At 65.0% G+C, this 24186-nt stretch carries 24 protein-coding genes; 19 read left to right on the top strand and 5 right to left on the bottom strand.

Annotated features, from left to right (window positions below; genetic code table 11):
- Window positions 1-27: 27 nt before the first annotated feature.
- Together SPR01S_RS07870 and SPR01S_RS07865 are read right to left on the bottom strand one after the other, a co-directional pair.
- Entirely contained in the window at window positions 28-411 is a 384-nt protein-coding gene (locus SPR01S_RS07870) for a histidine kinase (RefSeq protein WP_157082046.1), read from the bottom strand.
- A gap of 154 nt (window positions 412-565) precedes the next feature.
- Window positions 566-1687, bottom strand: a complete 1122-nt coding sequence (locus SPR01S_RS07865) for a lactonase family protein (protein WP_245661913.1) — start codon at window positions 1685-1687, stop codon at window positions 566-568.
- Window positions 1688-1961: 274 nt separating this feature from the next.
- Here SPR01S_RS07865 and SPR01S_RS07860 point away from each other — a divergent pair, with 274 nt between their 5' ends.
- The 3 genes from SPR01S_RS07860 (at window position 1962) to SPR01S_RS07850 (ending at window position 4724) form a co-directional block, all read left to right on the top strand.
- Window positions 1962-3308: a GntT/GntP/DsdX family permease gene (locus tag SPR01S_RS07860; RefSeq protein WP_066587652.1), complete on the top strand. Its 1347-nt coding sequence runs from the start codon at window positions 1962-1964 to the stop codon at window positions 3306-3308.
- Window positions 3309-3360: 52 nt separating this feature from the next.
- Window positions 3361-4038: a FadR/GntR family transcriptional regulator gene (locus SPR01S_RS07855; protein WP_066587564.1), complete on the top strand. Its 678-nt coding sequence runs from the start codon at window positions 3361-3363 to the stop codon at window positions 4036-4038.
- Window positions 4039-4289: 251 nt separating this feature from the next.
- Entirely contained in the window at window positions 4290-4724 is a 435-nt protein-coding gene (locus SPR01S_RS07850; RefSeq protein WP_066587562.1) for a hypothetical protein, read from the top strand.
- A gap of 116 nt (window positions 4725-4840) precedes the next feature.
- Here SPR01S_RS07850 and SPR01S_RS07845 read toward each other — a convergent pair whose 3' ends face one another.
- Together SPR01S_RS07845 and SPR01S_RS07840 are read right to left on the bottom strand one after the other, a co-directional pair.
- On the bottom strand, window positions 4841-5407 hold the full coding sequence (locus SPR01S_RS07845; RefSeq protein ID WP_066587560.1) for a hypothetical protein: 567 nt from the start codon (window positions 5405-5407) through the stop codon (window positions 4841-4843).
- Window positions 5408-5501: 94 nt separating this feature from the next.
- Window positions 5502-7049, bottom strand: a complete 1548-nt coding sequence (locus SPR01S_RS07840) for an MBL fold metallo-hydrolase (RefSeq protein WP_066587559.1) — start codon at window positions 7047-7049, stop codon at window positions 5502-5504.
- A 256-nt stretch (window positions 7050-7305) separates the two neighbouring features.
- Between SPR01S_RS07840 and SPR01S_RS07835 the strand changes: the two genes are divergently transcribed.
- The 5 genes from SPR01S_RS07835 (at window position 7306) to SPR01S_RS07815 (ending at window position 11280) form a co-directional block, all read left to right on the top strand.
- Window positions 7306-8295 (top strand): zinc-dependent alcohol dehydrogenase family protein, encoded by a 990-nt coding sequence (locus SPR01S_RS07835; protein WP_066587558.1) that lies wholly within the window; start codon window positions 7306-7308, stop codon window positions 8293-8295.
- Between the two features lie 351 nt (window positions 8296-8646).
- Window positions 8647-9135 (top strand): Hsp20/alpha crystallin family protein, encoded by a 489-nt coding sequence (locus tag SPR01S_RS07830; RefSeq protein ID WP_066587556.1) that lies wholly within the window; start codon window positions 8647-8649, stop codon window positions 9133-9135.
- Window positions 9136-9242: 107 nt separating this feature from the next.
- Window positions 9243-9584 (top strand): carboxymuconolactone decarboxylase family protein, encoded by a 342-nt coding sequence (locus tag SPR01S_RS07825; protein ID WP_066587651.1) that lies wholly within the window; start codon window positions 9243-9245, stop codon window positions 9582-9584.
- Window positions 9585-9636: 52 nt separating this feature from the next.
- Window positions 9637-10608, top strand: a complete 972-nt coding sequence (locus tag SPR01S_RS07820; RefSeq protein WP_066587548.1) for a L,D-transpeptidase family protein — start codon at window positions 9637-9639, stop codon at window positions 10606-10608.
- Between the two features lie 78 nt (window positions 10609-10686).
- The gene (locus SPR01S_RS07815; protein WP_066587546.1) at window positions 10687-11280 is read left to right on the top strand and encodes a murein L,D-transpeptidase catalytic domain family protein; all 594 of its coding nucleotides are present in this window, start codon (window positions 10687-10689) and stop codon (window positions 11278-11280) included.
- Here SPR01S_RS07815 and SPR01S_RS07810 read toward each other — a convergent pair.
- A complete protein-coding gene (locus SPR01S_RS07810) occupies window positions 11277-12251 on the bottom strand; it encodes an alpha/beta hydrolase (RefSeq protein ID WP_066587544.1) in 975 nt (324 codons plus the stop codon). The genes SPR01S_RS07815 and SPR01S_RS07810 overlap by 4 nt on opposite strands.
- A 194-nt stretch (window positions 12252-12445) precedes the next feature.
- Here SPR01S_RS07810 and SPR01S_RS07805 point away from each other — a divergent pair, with 194 nt between their 5' ends.
- From SPR01S_RS07805 to SPR01S_RS07755, 11 genes are all read left to right on the top strand, one after another.
- Complete coding sequence (locus tag SPR01S_RS07805) at window positions 12446-13435, top strand: SPFH domain-containing protein (RefSeq protein WP_066587541.1); 990 nt, start codon at window positions 12446-12448, stop codon at window positions 13433-13435.
- A gap of 10 nt (window positions 13436-13445) precedes the next feature.
- The gene (locus SPR01S_RS07800) at window positions 13446-14120 is read left to right on the top strand and encodes a DUF4178 domain-containing protein (RefSeq protein WP_066587539.1); all 675 of its coding nucleotides are present in this window, start codon (window positions 13446-13448) and stop codon (window positions 14118-14120) included.
- Entirely contained in the window at window positions 14117-15544 is a 1428-nt protein-coding gene (locus SPR01S_RS07795; protein WP_066587536.1) for a DUF4178 domain-containing protein, read from the top strand. The genes SPR01S_RS07800 and SPR01S_RS07795 overlap by 4 nt, the downstream gene beginning before the upstream one ends.
- Window positions 15545-15574: 30 nt before the next feature.
- The gene (locus SPR01S_RS07790) at window positions 15575-15847 is read left to right on the top strand and encodes a hypothetical protein (protein ID WP_066587534.1); all 273 of its coding nucleotides are present in this window, start codon (window positions 15575-15577) and stop codon (window positions 15845-15847) included.
- Window positions 15848-15862: 15 nt separating this feature from the next.
- Window positions 15863-16072, top strand: coding sequence for a DUF350 domain-containing protein (locus tag SPR01S_RS07785; protein ID WP_066587532.1), 210 nt, complete (start codon window positions 15863-15865; stop codon window positions 16070-16072).
- 203 nt (window positions 16073-16275) lie between these two features.
- A complete protein-coding gene (locus SPR01S_RS07780; RefSeq protein ID WP_066587525.1) occupies window positions 16276-17808 on the top strand; it encodes a polyamine aminopropyltransferase in 1533 nt (510 codons plus the stop codon).
- Entirely contained in the window at window positions 17808-19427 is a 1620-nt protein-coding gene (locus SPR01S_RS07775) for an FAD-dependent oxidoreductase (protein WP_066587523.1), read from the top strand. The genes SPR01S_RS07780 and SPR01S_RS07775 overlap by 1 nt, the downstream gene beginning before the upstream one ends.
- 8 nt (window positions 19428-19435) lie before the next feature.
- A complete protein-coding gene (gene speD / locus SPR01S_RS07770) occupies window positions 19436-19798 on the top strand; it encodes an adenosylmethionine decarboxylase (protein WP_066587521.1) in 363 nt (120 codons plus the stop codon).
- Window positions 19795-20853 (top strand): AI-2E family transporter, encoded by a 1059-nt coding sequence (locus SPR01S_RS07765; RefSeq protein ID WP_066587519.1) that lies wholly within the window; start codon window positions 19795-19797, stop codon window positions 20851-20853. The genes speD and SPR01S_RS07765 overlap by 4 nt, the downstream gene beginning before the upstream one ends.
- Before the next feature lie 218 nt (window positions 20854-21071).
- The gene (locus tag SPR01S_RS07760; RefSeq protein WP_066587511.1) at window positions 21072-22505 is read left to right on the top strand and encodes an NAD-dependent succinate-semialdehyde dehydrogenase; all 1434 of its coding nucleotides are present in this window, start codon (window positions 21072-21074) and stop codon (window positions 22503-22505) included.
- Window positions 22502-24172, top strand: coding sequence for a thiamine pyrophosphate-binding protein (locus SPR01S_RS07755; RefSeq protein WP_066587509.1), 1671 nt, complete (start codon window positions 22502-22504; stop codon window positions 24170-24172). Before SPR01S_RS07760 ends, SPR01S_RS07755 begins: the two co-directional genes overlap by 4 nt.
- Window positions 24173-24186: the final 14 nt, after the last annotated feature.

The raw sequence follows: 24186 nt of genomic DNA, 5'->3' as shown, positions 1-24186 counted from the left end.
CCCCGTCCTGCGCGCTGCGTCGCTCACCTACCAGCCGCGATGCGCTTCGCCGTCGATCCATCGGGCAATGCGATCATAGCGATAGGCTATGTCGCCGATCGCCCTGCGATCTCCCTCGCGGCACTCATGGCGTTGCCTGTCTTCGAGGCGATCGATCGCCGCATGGATGCGATCAGCATCGTCGCCATCGATCTCGTCTTCGGCAACCTCATGGCGCAGCCGGTCTTCGAGCATATGCGCACGCTGGCCCGAGCAGATGAACCGCGCCAAGCCGTCCTCCTCGTCATAGCCGCGTTGATAGCCCGGATATCCACCGCCCGTTCCCACATAAACGCCCCAGCTCTGAGCATTGGCCGAGCCACTCGCGACGAGCGACACACCCAGGAACACCACACTCCAAACGCTACGCATAAACACTCCTCATCATGGGACATGACTGGAACCGCCGATTACGAAAGGCCGCTTGGCGCGAAGCTGAACAGCCGGCCGCGCCGGGTCCATATGCGACCGGTCGGCGCAATCCTGCGCCGGGCGATGACCCAACTTGGCCGTGCGTGCTCGCGGCTTAGGCGGAAAGAAACACCACGCCGGGGATCGCGGTGCCATAAGCGGCCGCGCCGAGGCGTCCATCCTTGCCCAGCGAGAGGCGAGAAACATTCCCCGAACGCTGGTTGGCGACCAGCATCTCGCCACGTTCCTCGATCAACAGGAACAGGCGTGGACCTCGCCCCCCGGAGCCGACATGCTGCAGGAGCGTCAACCCGCCGTCCGCGCCGATCGCGAATACCGCGATGCTGTCGTGACCGCGATTGGAGACGTAGAGTCGCGTGCCGCTTTTATTGACCGCTATGTGCGCGGCGGTCGAGGGTCCGGAGAACTCCGCCGGCAAGGTCGAGAGGGCCCCTTTCGCGGCAAAACTGCCATCCGGATGGGTCGCGAGGATCGTCACCGTATTAGCCAATTCGGAGACCAGATAGACAATCGGCAGGCGGGGGTGGCGCGCAAGGTGACGCGGGCCCGACCCGGCCGGGGCCCGATAAGCGAGCGAGGTGGACACGATCGCGCCGGACTGCGGATCAAGTGCGTGCGCGAAGATCGCATCCGCGCCCAGGTCCACCGCGTGGAGCAGCTTGCCGCCCATGGCAAAACCGACCCAATGCGCATGCGGGCCTGCCTGCCGCGCGCGATTGGGGCCCTCGCCGGTATGTACTGTGAGTTGCGCCTCACCGATCGGCCGCCCGGTGGTGCGATCGATCCGCCAAATTGCGACACTCCCGCTGGAATAATTGGCGACGGCCAACATGCCGCCGTCCGGACTGAGCGCCGCATGGCAGGGGTCGGCACCCCGCGTGGAAAAGTCGCCCAGGCGCTGCAAACCACGATCGTAGACGCCGACACGTCCCTTTTCCTGCTCGTCGAGCAGGTATCGAATGCCGGTCGCGCTCGCGCGCACCCCAAATGACGCGTTGCGGATCGTGTCCAACGGACGGCCCGCAACCCAGCCGGTCGGACTTGCCTCCAACGGGACCAGACCGGGACCACCTTCTTGAGCATAAGTGCCGGCGATCAGTTCGCCGGTCTTCTCTGCCAGAAGCCTGGAAGGAAGCGTGCCAAGCGCCATCGCAACTCCGACGAGCGCGCGCCGGGAGAATAGCAATGCGGGAGCAGTCACAGGTCGTACGGTCACATCGGCTCCTTGGGTGAACTTGTCTGGCCTTGATCTTCCCAGTTTTGGGGCAAGGAGCATGATTGGTTGGACAGATTCAACCTCTTTCCGGGTCTTTTGGTCATCAAACAGCGCCTTTTCGTAGCGACCAGGCGAAATCTGTCATACAGAAATTTTCGATCGAAGCTGGCAGTCGCGACCAAACATCATATCGGAGGGGAAGAAGGATGGCGAAGGATGTTGCCCGCGCGAGAAGGGCGGGCTGCTCGCCGACCCGATGCGGGCGCGCCCGATCATGACGCCCGAAGATATCCGCCTGATCCTGTCGGCCGTGTTCGGCATCGGCCTGTCGGTCGTCTTGATCGTCAAGGGCCGCCTTCACCCCTTCATCGCGTTGCTATGCGGTGCGTTCGTCGCCGGCTTGGGCGCTGGCATGTCGCCCGTCGCCACGGCGGCAGCGATTCAAAAGGGCGGCGGCGATATTCTCGGCGGAACGGGTCTGGTCGTGGCGCTTGGCCTGTCCTTGGGCGCGATGCTTCAACTGTCGGATGGCGCCGCGTCGCTGGCGCGCCGCGGCTTGAGGCTGGCGGGCAATGCCGGTGCGCCCTGGGCGAGCTTGCTGGTCGCATTGATCATCGGGCTGCCACTGTTTTTCGAGACGGGATTGGTGCTTCTGCTGCCCATCCTCGCAACCGCCGCCGCGAACCTGCCCAACGGCCCGAACGGCGATGCCGGCAAATTGCGGCTGATGCTTCCCGCCCTCGCCGGTCTTTCCGTCGTTCATGCCTTGGTACCACCGCATCCGGGACCGCTTCTGGCCGTCACCGCACTCAATGCCGATCTCGGGCGGACCATTCTCTATGGTCTCGTCGTGGCGATCCCGACAGCGGTCATCGCCGGCCCGTTGCTGTCACGGCTGACCGCGCGAGGAGTTACGCTGAGCGCTCCGTCGATCGAACTTAGCGAACCTCTGCAAGCCGCGCCGGCATTGGGAATATCGCTCGCGGTTGTCCTGATGCCGGTCGTGCTGATCGCGGCCGGCCAGATACCGGCCTTGTTGCCAGCCCATGCCGCCTCATCAGTCGGCTGGCTTACCTTCGCGAGCAACCCGGTCTTCGCGCTGCTGCTGACCAATATCGTGGCGTTGCCGCTCCTGTTCGGGCGCCGCGTCGGCGATGCGGCGGTGCAAAGGACTATCTGGACGGACGCGATGAACCCGGCCGGTACGATCCTGTTGTCGATCGGCGCGGGCGGCGCGCTCAAGCAAGTGCTGGTAAGTGCCGGACTGTCGGATTTGCTGGCCAAGGTCGCAGCGGGCGGTGCCTTATCGCCGATCATGCTCGCCTGGCTGGTGGCGGTGGGCATTCGGCTGGCGACTGGCTCCGCCACGGTGGCGACGATCACGACCGCCGGCATCATGGGCGGAGTCGTCGCGAAAAGCGGCGCGTCGCCGGAATGGGTCGTGCTCGCGATCGGTGCCGGATCGGTGTTATTCTCGCACGTCAACGATCCGGGTTTCTGGCTGGTAAAGGGATATCTCGGCACCAGCACGGCGGACACGTTCCGCACATGGTCGGTATTGGAGACGGTCGTGTCGGTGGTCGGTCTGGCCTGCGTGCTGGGCGCGAGCTACCTGCTGTGATGCACTGGGGGTCCACAGCGGCGGCACGGTCAAAAGCCCGAAGAGCCAAAAGATGAGCGAGAGCCGCCTGGCCGACCGCGCCTATACGGGCATCGTCGAGATCATCAATCGGAACCGGCTGGAGGTCGGCGACCGCTTGCCGTCGGAAGCTGCGCTCGCCGAGATGTTCGGCATCTCGCGCACGATCGTCCGCGAAGCCCTGGTCCGGCTGGCCTCCGACGGCATCACCGAAGCGCGGCGAGGCGCCGGTTCGTTCGTCAAGCGGCGCCCGTCGGAGCGGCTGGTCGCGCATATGCCGATGGAGGAACTCTCCTCGACGCTTGGCAGCTATGAGGTACGGTTCGTTCTGGAGGCGGAGGCCGCGCGGCTCGCGGCCGCGCGCCGCTCGGCGGAGCAGATGCAGGTCATCGAGCAGGAGATGGCACGTCTGGAAAAGGCCTTGCTGTCGAGCGGACCGGCGCATCTGGAGGATATGGCACTCCATCGCGCGATCGCGCTCGGCACATCCAACCCTGCTTTCGTCTCGGCGTTCGATCATATGTTCGCGGACATGGATCGGGTGATGAAGGCGGGCATCGACATATCCCGGTCGCGGCCTCCAGAGGCAATCGAGGCGATGCTGTCCGAACACCGGACGATCGTCGAAGCGATCCGGGCCCGGGACGCCGACGGCGCAGCGCTCGCGATGCGCTGGCACCTTTCGCAGGGGCGTAAACGGCTGATGCCATAACCCCTGCCACGGCCTCGGGGAGGCGGGAGGCGCAGCGTTGATCCCACCGCAGGAGAGGCAGCGGACGCCGGCGATATTCGTAGCCGATCGACGGGGCAGACGGCCTTCCTTGCCCGCACTCCATCCGAGAAAGGCCGTCTACATGTCGGTATCGAAATGATATTTTTCGATCTTTAGCGACATATCGGGGAACGGAATCGTGCGGGAGTGGTTGGCGCCCAAAAAGAAAATAACAAGCAAGGGTTGCCGATATGGGGAAGGCATTGAGCGCCGCGGTCGCCGCGCTCGCCTGCGCCGCGACGAGCGGGAAGGCGAAGACTGCGCCGCAAACCTCCACGACGTCTGGCTACGCAGTGGAGATCAGTGGCGTCGTGCCGGTGATCTGCCGTGCCGAAACCGACATCGCCGTCACCCCGACCGGACCGGGCGAGGTGTCCCTCGGCGCACTCAAGGAATTCTGCAACAATCCCGCTGGCTATGAGGTTTATGCCGATTATGCGCCGGCGCTGGCCAAGGCGAGCCTGTCGATCGACGGGCACAAGGTGCCGCTGAACGCATCGGGGACCACACGGATCGACAGATCCAACGGCGCCCGGGTCGTCACGCGCAATCTCTCGCTGAACCTGCCCGAGGGCGTGCCATCCGGCACGATCGCGTTCCGCATCGTCCCGTTGCGTTCCCGATAGGCACATCGGCGCGTTTCAGCGTGCCAAATCTCGCCGGGTATAGGGTTGACGTGGCCGCGCGTTTCGAGAAAGCGCGACCGCCGAAAGCAGGGGCGGAGTGAGGCCAAAACGGCGCGTTAGCCGGAACGACGTAACCATCGCTCCCAATCGACTCGGCCGAGGGCAACGAGCCCTGCGAGCATTGCCAGTTCGAGAAGGATGCCCACCGGGCTGGTAAGGTGGCGGCGGAACGCGTCACCAATGCTGGTCTCGCGGATTTGCCCAGCACTCAGCGCATAGATCGAGTAGGAAACGAGTCGGCCCGCGAAGAAGGCGGCGGTGAACGGGAGAATCCGCATTCGCGCCAACCCCGCGGCTTCGAAGAGTTGGGCCGACGGCAATGGAGAGAGCGCGAAAAGCCCCAAACCCAGGACGAGGTTTCGTTTACGCTGCATGAGCGCGGCGTGCGCGGCGGCAAGATTGCGCCGCGTTCTGTCGGACAGGCGTCCGGCCAATAGCCGGAAGCTCTGAGCGAGCAGGAAACGACCACTCGCAGCCGCCAAGGCACCGACGATCACGAGAGCCGGGATGGGTAGTCGAGTGTTCAGGCAATACAGCACGATGATCGACCAGGTCGGCGGCCCGAACGCCGGGAGCAGGTTCACTCCAAAAACGATGGCAAAGAAGATCAGCAGATCGGTCAAGGCAAACCTCTACCGTCGGCATGCGCTAATCGAAGCATCGCAGCCGCCGCCACCCTCATCGGCCGCGCGCGGCCTGACAGGGTAACAATATGCATCAGTGGCCGCGCCGCCGAAACGCCTGCTCGGCGCGGGCTTCCTTGTAGCTGTCGAGTACTTTTCGCATGTCGGCGACGGCGCGCTCGCGTGATCGCGCGTCCGCGATCTCCGCGAGTTCGCGCTTCAGGTTCGCCGCGAAGTCCGCATAACTGTTCTGCCAATCCCGTCCGATCGCCTCCTGCAAATGAGGGTCGCCCGTCTTCGTGCGCCGGGCCGGCTGGCCGGCCGCGAGACTATAGGTCTCTCCCAATTCGGGAGCGATGACGACGGGCGCGAGCCGCTGTGTCGAAGCGAGTTGTCGAAGTGCCTCTATCGACGCGGCTTCGCCATGGTCGAGGAACAAGCTGCCGGCGATCGGCTGACGAGCTTCGAGCCAGGCCATGAGGTCGCCTTGATCGGCATGCGCGGAATAGCTGTCGATCCGCCGGATTTGCGCGCGCACGACAATGTCCTCACCCCAGATCCTTACCCGCTTGGCGCCATCGAGGATCACGCGGCCCAGCGTGCCCTCAGCCTGGAATCCGACGAACAGGATTGTCGCGTCCCGCCGGTAAAGGTTGTGTTTGAGGTGGTGCCGGATGCGCCCGGCTTCACACATGCCCGACGCCGCCAGAATGATTGCCCCAGATACGCTGTTGAGCCGGATCGACTCCGCGGTTGCGTCGACGAAATGAAAGGCGGTGTTACGAAAGATGTTCTCGCCACCCAAATCCTCCAGCGTGTCGGCATATCTTGCGAACACGCCGGTCGCCTGAGTGGCGAGCGGCGAGTCGATGAACACCGGAACCGACGCGATGCGCTTCGTTTCGATCAGCATGGCCAGGTCGAGCAGCAATTCCTGCGTTCGTTCGAGCGCGAAAACGGGAATGATCAGGTTTCCGCCCCGCGCCAGCGCGGCTTTGATCTCGATTTCCAGCAAGGTCCTGCGCTCGGCGAGCGTCACAACGTCGCGCCTGCGGTCGCCATAGGTAGATTCGCAGATGACATGATCGAACGCCGCCGGGCTTTCGGGGTCGGCGTAGAATGCCTTGTTCTTCGGCCCGAGGTCGCCCGAACAGAGGATATGCGTGTCCCCGACCGACAGTTCAACAGACGCCGAGCCCAGGATGTGGCCGGCATTCCACAGCCGCGCCTTGAAGCCAGCCACGGGCTCGAACCATTCTTCAAGTGCGACTTCCCTCGTCTGCTTCCATGCGGTGATCGCGTCCTGCTCGGTGTAGATCGGCACGATGTCTGGGAGGTCGGCGCGATCCTTGCGCCGATTGCGTCGCGCGGCATCGCCTTCCTGGATACGGCCCGCGTCCGCGAGCATATATTCGAGCAGCGCGGCCGTCGGTTCGGTGCACCAGATGTCGCCGGCGAAGCCCTCAGCCACCAGGCGCGGCAGCAGTCCGCAATGGTCGATATGTGCGTGCGTCAGGATGACGGCGTCGACTTGCCTCGCATCGAACGCAAAGGGGCTGCGGTTCAACGTTTCCAACGTCCGGGACCCCTGGAAAAGGCCACAATCGACCAGAATACGCTTGTCCGCATGGCAGAATTCCATGCAGGAACCCGTGACGGTGTGCGCCGCACCGTGAAAGGAGAGCGTTGGAGTTGTCGTCACTCGGTTCTGGCTCCTGTGCCCCGATCGCCAACCGTTAGGCGAGGCAGGCCGGCGGAGAACTTGGTAGTTCTACGCATGGGCGATGAGGGAAGTTACGAACACCGCCCTCGCTCGCATTGAGGTACAGTAGGCCTTAGCTCGCGGAAGCATTCATGACCGGTCGTCGAATGCCCCGAGCCAATGTCGAGGCACGACGATGGCATATATGACTCGCATGGTGATCGATGCGCCAGGTCGACCGCTTCGGCTAACCACCAGTCAGATTCCCGAACCGATCGGCACGGACGTCTTGATCAAGGTCGCCGCCTGCGGTGTTTGCCGCACCGACCTGCACGTGGCGGACGGCGAAATCACGGCGCGTTACCCGGTCGTTCCGGGCCACGAGATCGTCGGGCGCGTGATCGCCGTCGGCCCGGGTTCCACCCATTTGGACATCGGCGATCGGGTCGGCGTGCCCTGGCTCGGGCGAACCTGCGGTATTTGTCCCTATTGCCGGTCGGGGCACGAGAATCTTTGCGACCAGCCGACCTTCACCGGGGCCACGCGGGATGGAGGGTATGCAAGCCACGTTCTCGCCGATTCCCGTTTCTGCCTGCCGATACCCCCGGCCTATGATGACGCGGAAGCGGCACCGCTGCTCTGCGCGGGATTGATCGGCTACCGATCCCTGGTCATGGCCGGCCAGGGCAAGGCGATCGGCCTCTACGGGTTCGGCGCGGCGGCGCATATCATCGCGCAGGTCGCCGTTTGGCAGGGACGCGCTGTCTATGCCTTCACCCGACCGGGCGACCGGCAAGCCCAGGACTTCGCACTGAAGCTCGGTTGCCGCTGGGCCGGGGGTTCGGACGAACCAGCGCCCGAACCGCTCGATGCGGCGATCATCTTCGCGGCCGTCGGCGCGCTCGTTCCGATCGCGCTCAAGGCGGTCAGGAAAGGCGGCCGCGTGGTCTGCGCGGGGATCCACATGAGCGACATTCCAAGCTTTCCCTATGCCGACCTGTGGGGCGAGCGATCGATCCTCTCCGTTGCCAATCTGACGCGCGAGGACGGACTCGTCTTTCTCGACATCGCTCCCAAGGTCCCCGTTCGAACCAGCGTCACCCGGTTCAAACTGGAAGAGGCGAACGAGGCGCTGGCAGCGGTCCGCGAGGGTCGTCTGGAAGGCGCCGCCGTTCTGATTCCTTGACGCCGATCCAGCCAGCCGCGCCGCTAAGTACCATTCCCAATGGTGGCGGCCGAGGCTCCCTCGTAGCCCAGTGCCTGCTCGACGCGGAGAAATAGCGATGGTTCAGCCGCCCCGACAGGCGCGACGCGATAATGCCGAGGATCTCTGGCTGGTATGTCACGAGATGTTGCTGAAGCCGCTCGAATGGCTGACGGCCTGGTGGGACGCTTTCATCGTGCCCACCAGCTGGCACCCCCACTTTGCACGCGCGAACGATCGCTCCGGAACAGCGCCCGGTCCCGTCCAAACCGATCGGGGTCGATTCCAAGAAGAATGTCTTCGCTTGAGCGACCCGAAGAATGGAGACCCGTCATGAATGAGATCACCAAGCCCATCGCCGCCCGCCAGGCACCGGCATCGCCATTTCTCGATCAGACGCCGATGACCTGGCTGCGCGGAGAGATCGACCGCCTGTTCGAGGATTTCGGGCAACCGGCGCGCAGCATCTTCAATTTCGGATCGCGCGGCACGCCAGTCCCGCCGATGGAGCTTGTCGATGGCGGCGATTCCTATCGCCTGACCGCCGAACTGCCGGGGATGACCGACAAGGACGTGACGATCGAACTCACGGCCGGCGTGCTGAGCATCGCGGGTGAGAAATCCGAAAGCAAGGACAGCGAAGAAGGCGGCTGCCTGATGAGCGAGCGGCGCTATGGCGCGTTCAGCCGCCAGATCACGCTGCCCAAGGATGCCGATCGCGACTCCGTTTCCGCGTCCTTCAAGAACGGCCTGCTGACCGTCACGATCGGCAAGGATCAAAAGGCGGCCGCGGAAAAGCGGACGATCGCGATCAAGGCCTGAATGTCCCATCGGCCCCGACCTGCGATCCCCGGGGCCGAATGTCGCCGTCGGCCGACCTCCCCTGGCGGCCGGCGGCGACGCCTGACGACTTTTACCGGAGAGCTGATGTGATCGAGGACTGGCGTGAGTTGATCGAAAACATGAATGGCGGCGTGCGCGACCTCCGCCATGGCGCGCCCGACGTCATGAAGAGCTTTTCGGAGATGGCCAGGGCAGCACATGGCGGCACTGCGCTGGACGGCAAGACCAAGGAACTGATCGCCCTGGCGATCGCGGTGGCAACGCGCTGCTCGCCCTGCATCGCTTATCATGCCGAAGGCGCCGCCAAGAAAGGGGCAAGCCGCGAGGAGATACTCGAGACGATGGCGACTGCCATCTACATGGGCGCCGGGCCGTCGGTTATGTATGCGGCGCACGCCCTGGAGGCGTTCGATCAGCTCGCGGCCTGAGGCGATGTTCGCAATGTGGCAATCATGGTCCAGCCAACGGCGGGGCACAGGGATGAGCGCAATCTGCGCGCTTGCTCTGCTGACGGGGCTGAGCTCGACAATCGTGCCGCCGGCGCGCGCCCAATCGCTGGAGAGCGGCACCGTCATGGACGCCGTCCGCGCGTTGAAGGCGGGTCAATATCTATGGGCGCCGCAACTCGCCCCCGCAGGACCGATGCTGATCATCATCAATCGGACCACCCAGCGCCTCGTCGTCTATCGCAACGGCGTGCCGATCGCCGTGTCGACCGTATCGACCGGACGTGCCGGGCGCCGCACACCGACCGGCGTGTTCACCATCCTCGAAAAGCAGGTAACGCACTTTTCGAGCCTCTACGACAGCGCACCGATGCCCTTCATGGAGCGCCTCACCTGGGATGGTGTTGCGCTGCACGGCGGCACCCTGCCCGGCTACCCCGCCTCGCATGGTTGCATCCGCCTGCCCCACCCCTTTGCCAAATTGCTCTATGGCGAGACACGGCTCGGAACGGTGGTGGTCATCACCGACAGCCCCGAACTGCCACGCTTCGTCCCGGCGCCGACGCTGGGAACGCAATCGCCTGAGGTGGCGCCGGCGGGCGATGGCGTGACCTGGTTTCCCGAGCTTGCTCCTGGCGGCCCCGTCACGGTGGTAATCAGCGCGAGCGACCGCAAGCTCATCGTGCTGCGCAACGGCAAGGAGATCGGATCCGCGCCGGCCAGCTTGGCCAATCCGGTCGAGCGGCCCGCCGCCTATATGCTGCAGGCACGCGATGCCGCGGGCGATCACTGGATGCGGTTGCCGTTGCCCGGACAAGATCCGGCGAAGCCGCTCGCCTCCGAGACCGGGCAGGATGTGACGCTGCCCGCGGGCATGAAGGAGACGATCGCGGGCATTCTGGAGCCTGGCGCTACCGTACTCATCCTTCCGGATTCCCTTGCCGCAACGGCGCAGTCGCGCGGGGCGCTACTCGAAAGCGCGCCCGACAAAGCGTTGCCGAAGTAGGGCAGGCAGAAATCTCGACCCTAGCGAATTGGCCGCCCCGGACCCTAAATTACTCGCTCTTGAGCGGGATAGTTGAGTATGGATCGTCGAACATTTCTGGCATCTGCCGCCGGCGCGGCGGCCGTTGGCCTCGTTACGCCGCGGGCTTTCGCCGCGGATTCCAGCAAGCGGTGGATCGGCATCGCAAACGCCGAACTGCGCCGCAGGGCGGGACAGATCACGCAGACCGACATCGTGGCGATCGCCGATTTCTCCACGCCGTCCTCGGCGGAGCGTTTTCATCTGGTGAATATGGCGTCCGGGACGGTCGAAAGCTTCCTGGTCGCGCATGGCCGAGGCTCGGACCCTGCGCATAGCGGCTGGCTGCGGCGCTTCTCGAACGATCCCGGATCCTATTGCACCTCCGAAGGCGCCTATCGGACGGTCGATTATTATAACGGCAAGCATGGCCGGTCGGTGCGGCTGGCTGGGTTGGACGAGACCAACAATAATGCCGAGGCGCGTGCGATCGTGATCCATTCGGCCAAATATGTCAGCGCCGAGATCGCACGCGGTACCGGCGTGCTGGGGCGTAGCGAGGGATGCTTCGCCGTGTCGGAAAGCGATCTCGCGGCCGTGCTCGCGCGGATGGGCCCGGGAAGGCTCCTGATCGCGGGCCGGTTCAACGCTTAATCTTGGCCGGGACGCGGCGAACAGCCGCTAGGGCGAAGAAGAAGCGAAAGCGCCGCGCGAAGTTTTTCGTCATCGGAAACGCGACGAAAATCAGGATGCGGGGCGCCTTCGCGCAGCAGGTCCCTGCCCCGACGGTAGCCGCGATCGTATAGTACGGGGTCCGCCGCCGCTTGGAATGGGTACGCGAACAGATCGGTGCCGCAGTCGCCATAATCGAGATAGAAGCGGTGCCGTCCCGCCTCGGGGATGATGCGGTCGAAAGCGTATTCGAACGCACGTTCGACGCCGGTGACTTCCTCGTCGGACAGGGCCGCCTCCCCATAGGGAACGAGCGGGCGCGCACCGGCGATCCAGGCGGCATTGCCGAACAGATCGGGGCGCCGGCCCACCGCATAAAGCGCCGCCATCCCGCCCATTCCGGTTCCGAGGACGGACGTATCGGCCGGGGCGGGACGAGTGCGGAACAAGCGGTCGATCGCCGGTTTCAACTCCTCGGCCAGATAACGAACATAGCCTTCGGACAAAGCAGGGCCCCGGCACGCGTCTTCGACGCTTGTTCGCGTGGTCGCCGGCAGCGCCGGCATGAATGCCGCGGGGCAGAATTCACGAAGACGGTCGGCGCCGCTCCAAATTCCGACGATGATCGCCGGTTCCGCGGTCCGTCGCTCGACCAGGTCCGTGAGCGTGCCGGCGATCGCCGCCTGGATGGTACCCCCCTTCGGGTCGGCCATCAGCTGGCCGTCATGCAGGTAGATGACCGGAAATCCCCAACTCACTCGATCGTATTCTGCCGGTAGCCAGGCAGTGATCCGACGCGGCGCGGCATGCGCCGACGCGATGGCCGGCAACTCGATCAAGCGCCCCGAGGTGGACGCAGCCCGCGCGACTGGAAACACTCCGCCTACGGCAAAGGCCGCACCGGCGGCGATCAGCGAGCGACGCGAGAGCTTGAGGGATCGAGAGCTCGACATGCCCACTATCGTGTCAGGCCGTTATCCCTCCGGGCATTCGTATTGTTACGAACGGGGCATCCGGCCTTCGAATCGACACATGCGCTATCGACGTGGATCGGCTGTATGTGTCCGGAACTCCCGCTCGCCAAAAATTCGGCTCTCGCGAAGACGCCAAAGCCTGATAAACTGGGGGTATCTTTGGAGGATACGCGATGGGTCTGGGTGATTTCCTGAGGAAGCAACTGGTCGACGTGATCGACTGGGTCGACGAGCCCGGCGTCCTTGCCATCCGCTATCCGATGCAGGACCGCGAGATCCAGAATGGCGGCCAGCTGACCGTGCGCGAAGGCCAGGTCGCGATGTTCTACAACGAGGGCAAGCTGGCCGACGCCTTCGAGCCCGGCCAGCATACGCTGACCACGCAGAACCTGCCGCTGCTGACGGCGATCATGAACTGGGACAAGGGCTTCAAATCCCCGTTCAAGGCCGACGTCTATTTCTTCACCCAGCGCGAGCAGACCGGGCTGAAATGGGGCACGCCGCAGCCGATCACCGTGCGCGACAAGGAATTCGGGCCGCTGCGCATCCGCGCCTTCGGCAGCTATTCGTTCCGGATCGAGGATGTCGCGACGTTCGCGGTCAAGATGATGGGCTCACTCGACCGGTTGACCGTCACCGACCTCGACCAGCAATTGCGTGCCGTCATCAATACCGCGATCGCGACCGCGCTCGGCGGCAGCGAGATCGCGTTCATCGACCTGGCCGGCAACCAGCAGGCGCTGTCGGCGAAGATCAAGGCCGAGGTGGATGCCGGGTTCAAGGAATGGGGCCTGACGTGCCGCACCTTCTTCGTCGAGAGCGTGTCGCTTCCCGAGGACGTCCAGGAATATCTCGACAAGGGCAGCTCGATGCGGGTGCTCGGCAACCTCGATCAATATGCCAAGTTCCAGGCGGCGGATTCGATCCAGACGGCGGCGGCCAATCCAGGGGGGCTGGGCGGGATCGGCGCCAGCGCCGCGGCCGGCCTGGCGCTCAGCCAGACAATGGTGAGCGGACTGCGCGGCGTCGGCGCAGCGGGCGTGTCGCCGCCCGAAGCCGATCCGTACGAACAGATCGAGAAGCTGCACAAATTGATGGTGGGGGGCGCGATTACGCAAGAAGAGTTCGACGCCAAGAAGACTGCCCTGCTCGCCAAGATTTGATCGCGACGTAGTGATCGAAACCAATTGCCCCAATTGCGGCGCCCCGATTCGGTTCGGGTCGAACGACCTGCCGGTCAAGGTGTGCGACTATTGCCATAGCTCGGTGTTACGCACCGGCGGTAATCTTCAGGCGATCGGCAAGGTCGCCGAGGTGCCCGAAGACGTCAGTCCGCTGCAATTGGGCGTGCGCGGGCGCGATGGCGACCGTCGCTTCGAATTGGTCGGCCGCGTCCGCTGGCGCTATGCCGACGGCGCGTGGAACGAATGGCTCGCGTTGTTCGATGATGGATCGACCGGCTGGGTCGGCGAATCCTCGGGGCGCTACATGATGCTCCGCCAGGTCGCCGAGAACGCGATTGCGTCAGTCCTGGTCGACCAGGTCAAATCGGGCCGCCTGATCGCGGTCGGCACGCCGATCACCATCAACGGCATCGAATATATCGCGAGTGATGCCAAGCAAGTGACGTGCGTCGCCAGCGAAGGCGAGCTGCCGTTCCACGCGCCGCTCGGCCTGTCCGCCGTCAGCGTCGACCTGATGACTCCCGACGGCGGATGCGCGAGCATCCAGAAGGATACGGACGGTGAGGTCGAGATCTATACCGGCCGCTACACGGCGCTCGACGGTCTCCACGTCACCGGCCTGCGGTCGTTCGAGGGCTGGCCAATGCCGGCATTCGCCGCATGAGCGATGGGGTGCCCGTTCCCGGACAACCGTCGCCGGTGCCCGTCGCGCCCGCGCCGCCAGCGCCGCCAGCGCCGCCGCGCTCGACCGTCCGGGCGCTGAGTTGTCCCAATTGCGGCGGTATCGTCAATGTGCGCGCGCAAGGTCTGACGGTCAGCATATTGTGCGAACATTGCGGCTCGACGCTCGACGCGACCAGCCCCGAGCTCCAGGTCATCGCGCGCGCCAATCACGCGCTCAAGCAACCGCAAATCCCGCTCGGCACCCGCGGCACGCTCAACGGCCACGTGTGGGAAGTCGTCGGCTATATGGAGCGGACGGACGAGGACGTCTTTTGGGCCGAATATCTGCTGTTCAATCCGTATGAGGGCTATGCTTTTCTGGTCGACGACGGACGCCGATTCAGCCTGGGTATCATGCTCGACCAATTGCCCAAGACGATGTTCGGCAGCCTTCTCTTGCTCGATCGGCGCCCTTATTCACGGTTTGGCCGACCCTATCCGGTGCGCGTCACCTTCGTCGTCGGCGAGTTCTACTGGCGCATCGCTGTAGGTGAAACCGTCACAGAGACGGACTTCGTCCGTCCGGGTACGATGCTGTCCTGCGAAGAATATGAGACGGAGCGGACCTGGACCCGGCTCGACATGCTCGATTGGGGCGTCGCCGAAAAGGCGTTCGGCATACCCCCGCGCCGCCGCAATTACCGCTACCCCGCCCCGCATGAGCCATCCCCCTATAAGCGGCAATTCGCCGAAGCGGTGGTTGTCGGCCTGGTCGCCCTGTTCCTGCTCGGCATGGTTTCCAACGCGGGCGGTCACGAACAGCAGATCATCCAGCTCACGTCCCGCGTGGCATTCGACGCTGCGGGACGAAATGTCGTGATCCGGGGGATCGTCTTGCCTGCGGGTCGGTCACGCGTCGCGATCGAGGCCGATGCGGGATCGATCGACAATGCCTGGGTCAATGTCGACTATACGCTGACCAACGAGGCGACGCAGCGCAGCGTCCGCTCTTACACGACCGTGGAACACTACGCCGGCAACGACAGCAACGGGGCCTGGAGTCATGGCGATCCGCGTGACGAGGTGGCGCTGTCGAGTATGCCGGGCGGTCGATACGATCTGAGCGTCACATTGGTGGCGCACCGCTGGAACAGGCGCGGCGGCGACTCGGTACCGACGACGGATGAAGAGCGGGCCTTTTTCGCCCACAGGTCCAGAGACCCCGGCGACCGCATCGCCACGACGGGAGCGGACCCCGGCGCCGCAACGGCGCCGGTCACTATCACGGTCAAACGCGGCGGCGCATTCGGCGGCGTGTCGTTTCTTGCTTTTCTGATGATCGTGGCCTGGCCGGTAATCGTGCTGTTCAAGCATTTCGGATTCGAAAAGCGCCGCAAGGCGCCCGGCTACGCAAGTGACGACTGAAGCCGCGATGAGAGGGAAAACGGCGAATTGATGAACCGGCATGTCCTCCTGTACGGCCTTTACTGCCTCGGCGTCCTGATCTTCGCGGGCAAGGCGATCAGCGACGGCTATTCCCCCTTCGTCGCCGCCGGCGCGCGACCGCCGGTATCGGCGATTGTCGGGTCGAGCCCCAGCGGCGGCGGCTATTATTCAGGCTCCAGCGACGATTGCAGCGACGATGACTGCAGCGATGGCGGCTACAGCGGATCGGGCTGGTTCGGCGGGTCCGGCCGCCACCATTCTTTCGGCCCCACCCACAAGTAACGAAAGGATTGGACCATGATTTCCATCCCCGTGCTCGTCGCAACGCTGCTCTATGCCGCGATCGGCCTGGTGATCTTCATCGGCGGCTTCTGGCTGTGGGACAAGATCAGCCCGGTCGACATGTGGGGAGAGATCTGCCGCGAAAAGAACGTCGCGCTGGCGATCTTCACCGGATCGATCGCGATCGCCGTCGCCATGATCATCGCCGCCGCCATTCATGGTTGAACGGCAGGATCGAATCTTTCCAGTCAAACGACGCGCTTCGTCACCCCGGACGTGTTCCGTGTTCGAGCTTTGGCTTGCCCCCGGCAAGCCAAGATCGTGTCCGGGGGACACGATCCCGCTCGAACACCAGCCCTCCACAAGGGAATCCAGCCGTTGTTGTACTTTGGATGCCGGAACGAGTCCGGCATGACGGCTGAACCAATATGATCGAGCAACAGGGCCGCCGCGCCATCCCCTCCGGTACTGGTGCATTGCTGCTGGCCTCGGCGTTCGTCGTCGCGACCTGCGGCCTGATCTACGAACTGCTCGCCGGAACCTTGGCGAGCTATCTGCTCGGCGACAGCGTTACCCAGTTCTCGACGATCATCGGGACCTATCTGTTCGCGATGGGCATGGGCTCATGGTGCTCGCGCTACGTTCGCAAGAACGAGCTCGCGACCTTCGTCCGGGTCGAAGTGCTGATCGCCGCGATCGGCGGCTCATCGGCGGCGCTCCTGTTCCTGTTGTTCGATCGCGTCCAGGACTTCCGCCTGCCGCTCTATGGCCTGGTGCTCGCGATCGGTTTCCTCGTCGGGCTCGAAATCCCGCTCCTCATGCGCATACTCAAGGATCGGCTCGAGTTCAGCGACCTGGTCTCGAAAGTGCTGACCTTCGACTATGTCGGCGCGCTCGCCGCTTCGTTGTTGTTCCCGTTGCTGCTCGTCCCGCATCTCGGCCTGATCCGTACCGGCTTCCTGTTCGGCCTGTTCAACGTCGGCGTCGCGATCGCGGTGATCGTGATGCTGCCGCAGCGGCGCCGGATGACGATCGAACTGCTCGTCGCGGTTCTGGTCGCGATCACCCTCGCCGCCGGCTTCGTCGCGTCCGAGAAGATCGAGCGCACGGCCGAGGTCGCGGCCTATGGCGACCCGATCATCTACGCCGACGCGACGCCGTACCAGCGCATCGTCATCACCAAGCGCAACGAGGACCTCCGTCTCTTCCTCAACGGCAACCTGCAATTCTCGTCGCGCGACGAATATCGCTATCACGAAGCGTTGGTGCATCCCGTGTTGAGCCGCGTCGCCAGCCCGCGCGACGTGCTGGTGCTCGGCGGCGGTGACGGCCTGGCAGTGCGCGAGATCCTCAAATATCCGACCGTACAATCGGTGACGCTGGTCGATCTCGACCCGGCGATGACGACGCTCTTTCGCAAGAGCTCGATGCTGGTGGCGCTCAATCACGGGTCGTTGCTGTCGCCCAAGGTCCATGTCGTCACCGCCGACGCCTTCAGCTGGCTGCGGACCAACCAGCGCAAATTCGATGCTGTGCTGGTCGACTTCCCCGATCCGACCAATTTCGCGATCGGCAAGCTCTACACGGTGAGCTTCTATCGCGAGTTGGCCCGCGCGCTGAATCCCCGCGCGATGCTGAGCGTCCAAAGCACCTCGCCGCTGGTCGCGCCAAAGGCCTATTGGACCGTCGCCACCACGCTGGAAGCGGCCGGACTGACCACGCGCGGCTATCACGTCTATGTCCCGAGCTTCGGCGAATGGGGCTTCGTCCTCGCCTCGAACGGCCCGATCGGTGCGCCCGGCGCACTGCCTGCGGGACTGCGATTCCTGACCCCCAGGGTCGATACCCTCGCTTTTTTCTTCCCGCCCGACATGGCGCGGCGCCCGACCCCGGTGAACCGGCTCGACAACCAGGCCCTGGTCCGCGAATTCGACGCCGAATGGTCGGTGTTCGAGGGCTGATGAGCTGGTCGCGCCGCAATGTGATCGCCGGATCGGTCGCGGGCGCAGCGGCGATCGGCGCCGGCGCGATCGCGCTCGCCCCACACGACGAGACGATCCCCGGCGCGCTGGGTGGCGCCGATTTCCGCCGCGGACACCGCCTGCGCGGCAGCAAATTCCCCGAACCCAGCGAAACGGTGCGGACCAAGGTCACGATCGTTGGCGGCGGCGTCGCCGGGCTCGCAGCGGCATGGACGCTGGCCGATGCCGGCGTGCAGGATTTCCGTCTGCTCGAACTCGAGGACCGCACCGGCGGCAATGCGCGGAGCGGGCGCAACAATGTCTCCGCCTATCCGCTCGGCGCGCATTATCTGCCGTTGCCCAATGCCGAGGCGAAGGGCGTCATCCATCTGCTCGAACAGCTCGGCATCATCACCGGCTGGCAGGACGGCAAGCCGGTCTACGATCCCTATCAGCTCGTTGCCGACCCCGAGGAGCGCCTGCTCTATCTCGGCAAATGGCAGGAGGGGCTGGTCCCGCAAAAGGGGCTGAGCGAGGCCGACGTCCACGACTTGAAGGCGTTCTTCGCCGCGATGAAGTCCTATCAGGACCGACGAGATTCCCAGGGACGTCCTGCTTTCGCCATCCCGATGGAATTGAGTTCGCGCGATCCCGATCTGCTCGCGCTCGACCGGCTGAGCTTCGCCCAATGGCTCGACCAGCAAGGGTGGAAATCACCGATACTGCGCGCGCACGTCCGCTACGCCTGCCGCGACGATTACGGGACCGAGCCAGACCAGGTCTCGGCCTGGGCGGGTGTGCATTATTTCGCCAGCCGCCGCGGCCATGCCGCCAATGCCGATCCCGACACGATGCTGACCTGGCCCGAGGGTAACGGCCATCTCGTCGGCCGCATGGCGGCGCGATTGAAGGATCATCTCAATTGCGGGCAGATCATCCACCGGGTTGCTCGCACTGATAAAGGCGTACAGATCGACGCACTCGACGTCGCGAGCGGCCGCGGCCTCCGCGTCGAAGCCGAGGCGGTCGTGCTGGCGACTCCGCATTTCGTCAGCGCGCGGCTGACCAAAGATGCGCCGCCCACAACTGGGTTCGACTATGCGCCCTGGGTCGTCGCCGCGGTCACGGTCGACCGGATGCCGGCGGGACCGGGGTTCGAGGTCGCGTGGGACAATGTGTCCTGGACCAGCCGATCGCTCGGCTATGTCGTCGACACGCATCAATCGCTCGATCGCGTGCCGCGCGCGACGGTGCTGAGCTGGTATCTGCCTTTGTCCGACATGCCACCCGCCGATGCGCGCCGCGAGCTGCTCGACCGCCCGCTGGCCTATTGGCAAGACATGGTCCGCGACGACTTGCTCCGCACCAATCCGGACCTGAGGAGCGCAATCCGGCGGATCGACGTATGGCGCTGGGGCCATGCCATGATCCGGCCCGTCCCGGGCTATTTCTGGGATGGCCGCCGCGAAGCCGCCGCCGCCCCGCGCCCGCCATTGTTCTTCGCGCATTCGGACCTGAGCGGCCTGTCCCTGTTCGAGGAAGCGCAGTATCGCGGCATCCGCGCCGCCGAGGATGCGATGACGCATCTCTCCATTCCCTATCGGTCAGTGCTGACGTAGACAGCATCGTGGATTTCAGCGGGACGCATCTTCTAGCCGACCTGTTCGACTGCGATCATCTCGACGATGAGGCGCGGATCGAGACGGCGTTGCGCGCGGCGGTGACCGCGGCCGATGCGACTTTGCTCGACCTCAAGGTCCACGGGTTCGGCACCGGCCAGGGCGTGACGGGGATCGCCTTGCTCGCCGAATCGCATATTTCGATCCATTCCTGGCCCGAGCGCGGATACGCCGCGGTCGACATGTTCCTGTGCGGGCGCCGCCACGATCTCGACGCCGCGCTGGAAGCATTGTCCGGGGTGCTCGACGCGGGGCGGATCGAACAACGCCGCTTCGCGCGCGGATTCAGCCTGGAGGCTATAGCCGAATGACCGGCACGTCCTTACCGCCCAAGCGCCAATCCGCAGCGCGGCTTACATTGATCATCCTGCTCGGGCTGCTTGGCCTGTGGGTCATCCACGCCTTCCTCCCTGTTCTGGTCTGGGCGGTGGTCATCGCCGTTGCGGTCGATCCGCTCGTCCAGCGCGCCGAACGGCGGTTCCCCCGGCCCAATCTGGTCGCGGCCGCTTTCACCTTGGGCTTCGCGCTGATCGTATTGGCGCCGATCGCGATCGGCATCGCGCAGGCGGCGCGCGAGGCGCATGACGTCGCGATCTGGGTGAAGGCGGCGCAGGAATATGGCGTGTCGCCGCCCGGCTGGCTCGCCAACCTCCCGTTCAGCGCCGAGGCGACCGATTGGTGGCGCACCAACCTGTCCGATCCGGAGGCGGCGCATCATCATTTCGAGACCTTGAGCCACAGCCTTCTCGGCGCGCAGGCGCGGCTGCTCGGTTTCGGACTCATCCATCGTGCGGTTGTGTTCGGATTCACCCTGATCGCCTTGTTCTTTCTGATCCGCGACCGCGATGCGCTGGCGGCCCAGTTTCGCACCGCCAGCGCGAAGCTGCTCGGTCCGCAGGGCGAACGGATGGGTCAGCAGGCGCTGGCCTCGGTACGCGGGACGATCGACGGCTTGGTGCTGGTCGGGTTCGGCTTTGGCGTAGTCATGACCATCGTCTATTTCTTCCTGGGCGTGCCGCATCCGATCCTGCTCGGCGCGGTCACCGCGATCGCGGCGATGATCCCGTTCGGCGCGCCGGTCGCTTTCGGCATCGCTGCCCTGCTGCTGCTCGGTCAGGGATCGCCCGGCGCCGCGATCGCCGTAGTAGTAATCGGCTTCGCGGCCGAGTTCATCGCCGGCCATTTCGTCCGCCCCGCCTTGATCGGCAGCGCGACGCGCCTGCCGTTCTTCTGGGCACTGGTCGGCATCCTTGGCGGCGTCGAGACGCTGGGACTACTCGGCCTGTTCGTCGGACCGGCGACGATGGCGGTGCTGGTCATGCTATGGCGCGAGCTGGTCGAGGACGATCCGGCACCTGTTGCCTGACGGCGGAGACTTTTCCAGCTTCGCTGGAACGGCACCGGCCCGCTCCCCCACCCGGCCTCCCAATCAGGATATTGTATGGGAGGCCGGGTGGGGGAGCGGGCCGGTGCCGCAATCCTTTCAGCTCCGCTGAAAACAAAAACGACCGCCAGCGTTACGATTGCCCCGAACGGATCGGAACCCTAGATGGGCGGCAAATCCCCCGCCTTCAGGAGTCCGCCATGACCTATTCCGCCAAACTCGGCCTCTATATCGACGGCGAGTGGCTGAGCGGGGACGGCCGCGACACGCATTCGGTGCTCAACCCGGCGACCGGCGCGGGCCAGGCCGACCTGCCGCTGGCGACCGCAGCCGACCTCGACCGGGCGCTCGCCGCTGCGCAAAAGGGGTTCGAGGCGTGGCGTGCGGTCACGCCCGAGCAGCGCGCTGCCCTGCTCAACAAGACCGCCGCCCTGGTCCGCGAACGTGCCGATACGATCGCGCGCATTGCGACGATGGAAGAAGGCAAGCCGGTCGCAGAGGCCAAGGGCGAAGTCATGGCCGCCGCCGCGATGCTGGAATTTCATGCCGGCGAAGCGGTGCGCGTCTATGGCCGCGTGCTGATGCGTGCGCCGGGTATGCGCTCGATGGTGCTGCACCACCCGGTCGGCCCGGTCGCCGCCTTCTGCGCCTGGAACTTTCCCGCCTTGAACGTCGTGCGCAAGATCGCGCCGGCGGTCGCCGCGGGCTGCTCGATCATCCTCAAGCCGAGCGAAGAGACCCCGGGCTCGGCGGTCGAGATCATGCGCTGCTTCCAGGATGCCGGCCTGCCCGGCAATGTCGCGCAGATCGTGTTCGGCGTACCCGACGTGCTCTCGCGCCACATGCTTGCATCGCCGGTCACGCGCAAACTTAGCTTCACCGGATCGGTGCCTGTCGGCAAGCATCTGATGAAGCTGGCGTCGGATAGCGTAATGCGGATGACGATGGAATTGGGTGGTCACGCGCCGGTGCTGGTGTTCGACGACTGCGATCTCGAAAAGACGCTCGATATTCTCGTGACGCACAAGTTCCGCAATGCCGGCCAGGTCTGCGTCGCGCCGACTCGTTTCCACGTCCAGGAAACGATCTACGAGAAGTTCGTCCAGGGCTTCGCCGAGCGCACCAAGAAGATGCAGATCGGTAGCGGCCTTGATGCCGCCAGCCAGATGGGGCCCCTTGCCAATCCTCGCCGGCCCGACACGATCGCGGCGTTGGTCGAAGACGCCCGGGCCAGCGGCGCGCGGGTATTGGCTGGGGGCGAGCGCGAGGCGAAGGATGGCGGCTTCTTCTTCCAGCCGACCGTGATCGCCGACATCCCGCTCGAAGCGAAGGCGATGAATGACGAACCGTTCGGCCCACTCGCGCTGATCCGACCGTTCGGCACGGTCGAAGACGCCATCGCCGAAGCCAATCGTCTGCCCTTCGGCCTTGCGGCGTATTGCTTCACCGAGAGCGGCCGCCGCCAGAACCTGCTCGCCGAGACGGTCGAGGCCGGGATGCTGGCGATCAACCAGGTCCGGATGACCTGGCCCGACGCGCCGTTCGGCGGGATGAAGGAATCGGGCTTCGGCTCGGAGGATGGACCGGAGGGAATCATGGCGCATCTGACCACCAAGGCGGTACACATCGCATGAGCCAGACTTCGGGACGGACAGCCGCACGCATCCTCGTCGACCAATTGGTGGCGCAGGGCGTCGACCGCGCGACCTGCGTGCCCGGCGAAAGCTATCTGTCGGTGCTCGATGCGCTGATCGGCAGTGGAATCGACCTGCTCACCTGCCGCGCAGAGGGCGGCGCTGCGATGATGGCCGAAGCCTATGGCAAGCTGGCCGGTCGCCCCGGCATCTGCTTCGTGACGCGCGGCCCCGGCGCCACGAACGCGTCCCCCGGCCTGCACATCGCGATGCAGGATTCGACGCCGATGATCCTGTTCGTCGGCCAGATCGAGCGCGGCATGCGCGATCGCGAAGCGTTCCAGGAACTCGACTATCGCGCCACCTTCGGCGCGCTGGCGAAATGGGTAGTCGAGATCGACGACGCCGCGCGCATTCCGGAGATCATCGCCCGCGCCTTCCGCATCGCGATGCAGGGACGCCCCGGCCCGGTGGTCATCGCGCTCCCCGAGGACATGCTCGACGAGATGGCGGAAGTGGCCGACGCCCCGCGCGTCGATCCCGTGGAAACCGCCCCGGCGCCGGCCGATATCGACCGGCTCGGCGAACTGCTCGCGACCGCCAAAAACCCCGTTGCGATCGTCGGCGGCTCGCGCTGGACGCCAGAGGCGCGCGACGCGATGGTCGACTTCGCGCACCGCTTCGATTTGCCCGTCGCCGCGCAATTCCGCCGCGCTCCGCTCTTCCCCGCAACCGACGAGCATTTCATCGGCGACCTCGGTCTCGCGCCCAACCCCAAGCTGATCGAGCGTATCAAGGCCGCCGACCTGGTCCTGCTGATCGGTGGGCGGATGTCGGAAATCGCCTCGCAATCCTATACGTTGCTTGGCATTCCTGCGTCGGGGCAGCAGCTCGTCCACGTCCATCCCGATCCGCTAGAACTCGGCCGCGTCTACCAGCCGGTGCTCGCGATCAACGCCACTCCGCCAGCCTTCTTCGCCGCGCTCGATGGCATTGAGGCCAATCCAACATGGTCCGCCAATCGCGAGGCGGCACGCGCCGATTACCTGGCTTGGTCGGACACCCCACCGCCGGTGCCGGGCGACTTTCAATATGGCGACGTCATGGCGTGGCTGCGCGACCGGCTGCCGCCCGATGCGACGATCTGCAACGGCGCGGGCAATTTCGCGAGCTGGATCCACCGTTATTACCGCTTCCGCGATTTCGGCACCCAGCTGGCGCCGACCAGTGGGTCGATGGGCTATGGCCTGCCCGCCGGGGTAATGGCCAAGCGGCAAAAGCCCGAAAGCATCGCGCTGACCATCGCCGGCGACGGCGACTTCCTGATGAATGGCCAGGAATTCGCGACCGCCGTCCATCACGGCATCCCGCTGATCGTCGTACTGATCGACAATGGCATTTACGGCACGATCCGCATGCATCAGGAGCGGACCTTCCCCGGCCGGATCTCGGCAACCAACCTCACCAATCCGGACTTCGCCGCCCTTGCCCGCGCCTATGGCGGCCATGGCGAGACGGTGACGACCACCGCCGAATTCGCCCCCGCCTTCGAACGCGCGCTCGCCAGCGGCAAGCCCGCGATCCTGCATTGCCATCTCGACAGCCAGGCGATCACCCCCACCGCGACGCTGGACGGGCTAAGGGCGGCGGCGGAGAAAAAGGGCTAGCGGCGGCCGGCTCG

The organism is Sphingomonas pruni NBRC 15498, assembly GCF_001598455.1.
GTDB classification, from domain to species: Bacteria; Pseudomonadota; Alphaproteobacteria; order Sphingomonadales; family Sphingomonadaceae; genus Sphingomonas; species Sphingomonas pruni.
The sequence above is the reverse complement of the archived record's forward strand: the minus strand, read 5'-3'. Positions and strand labels throughout refer to the sequence as shown.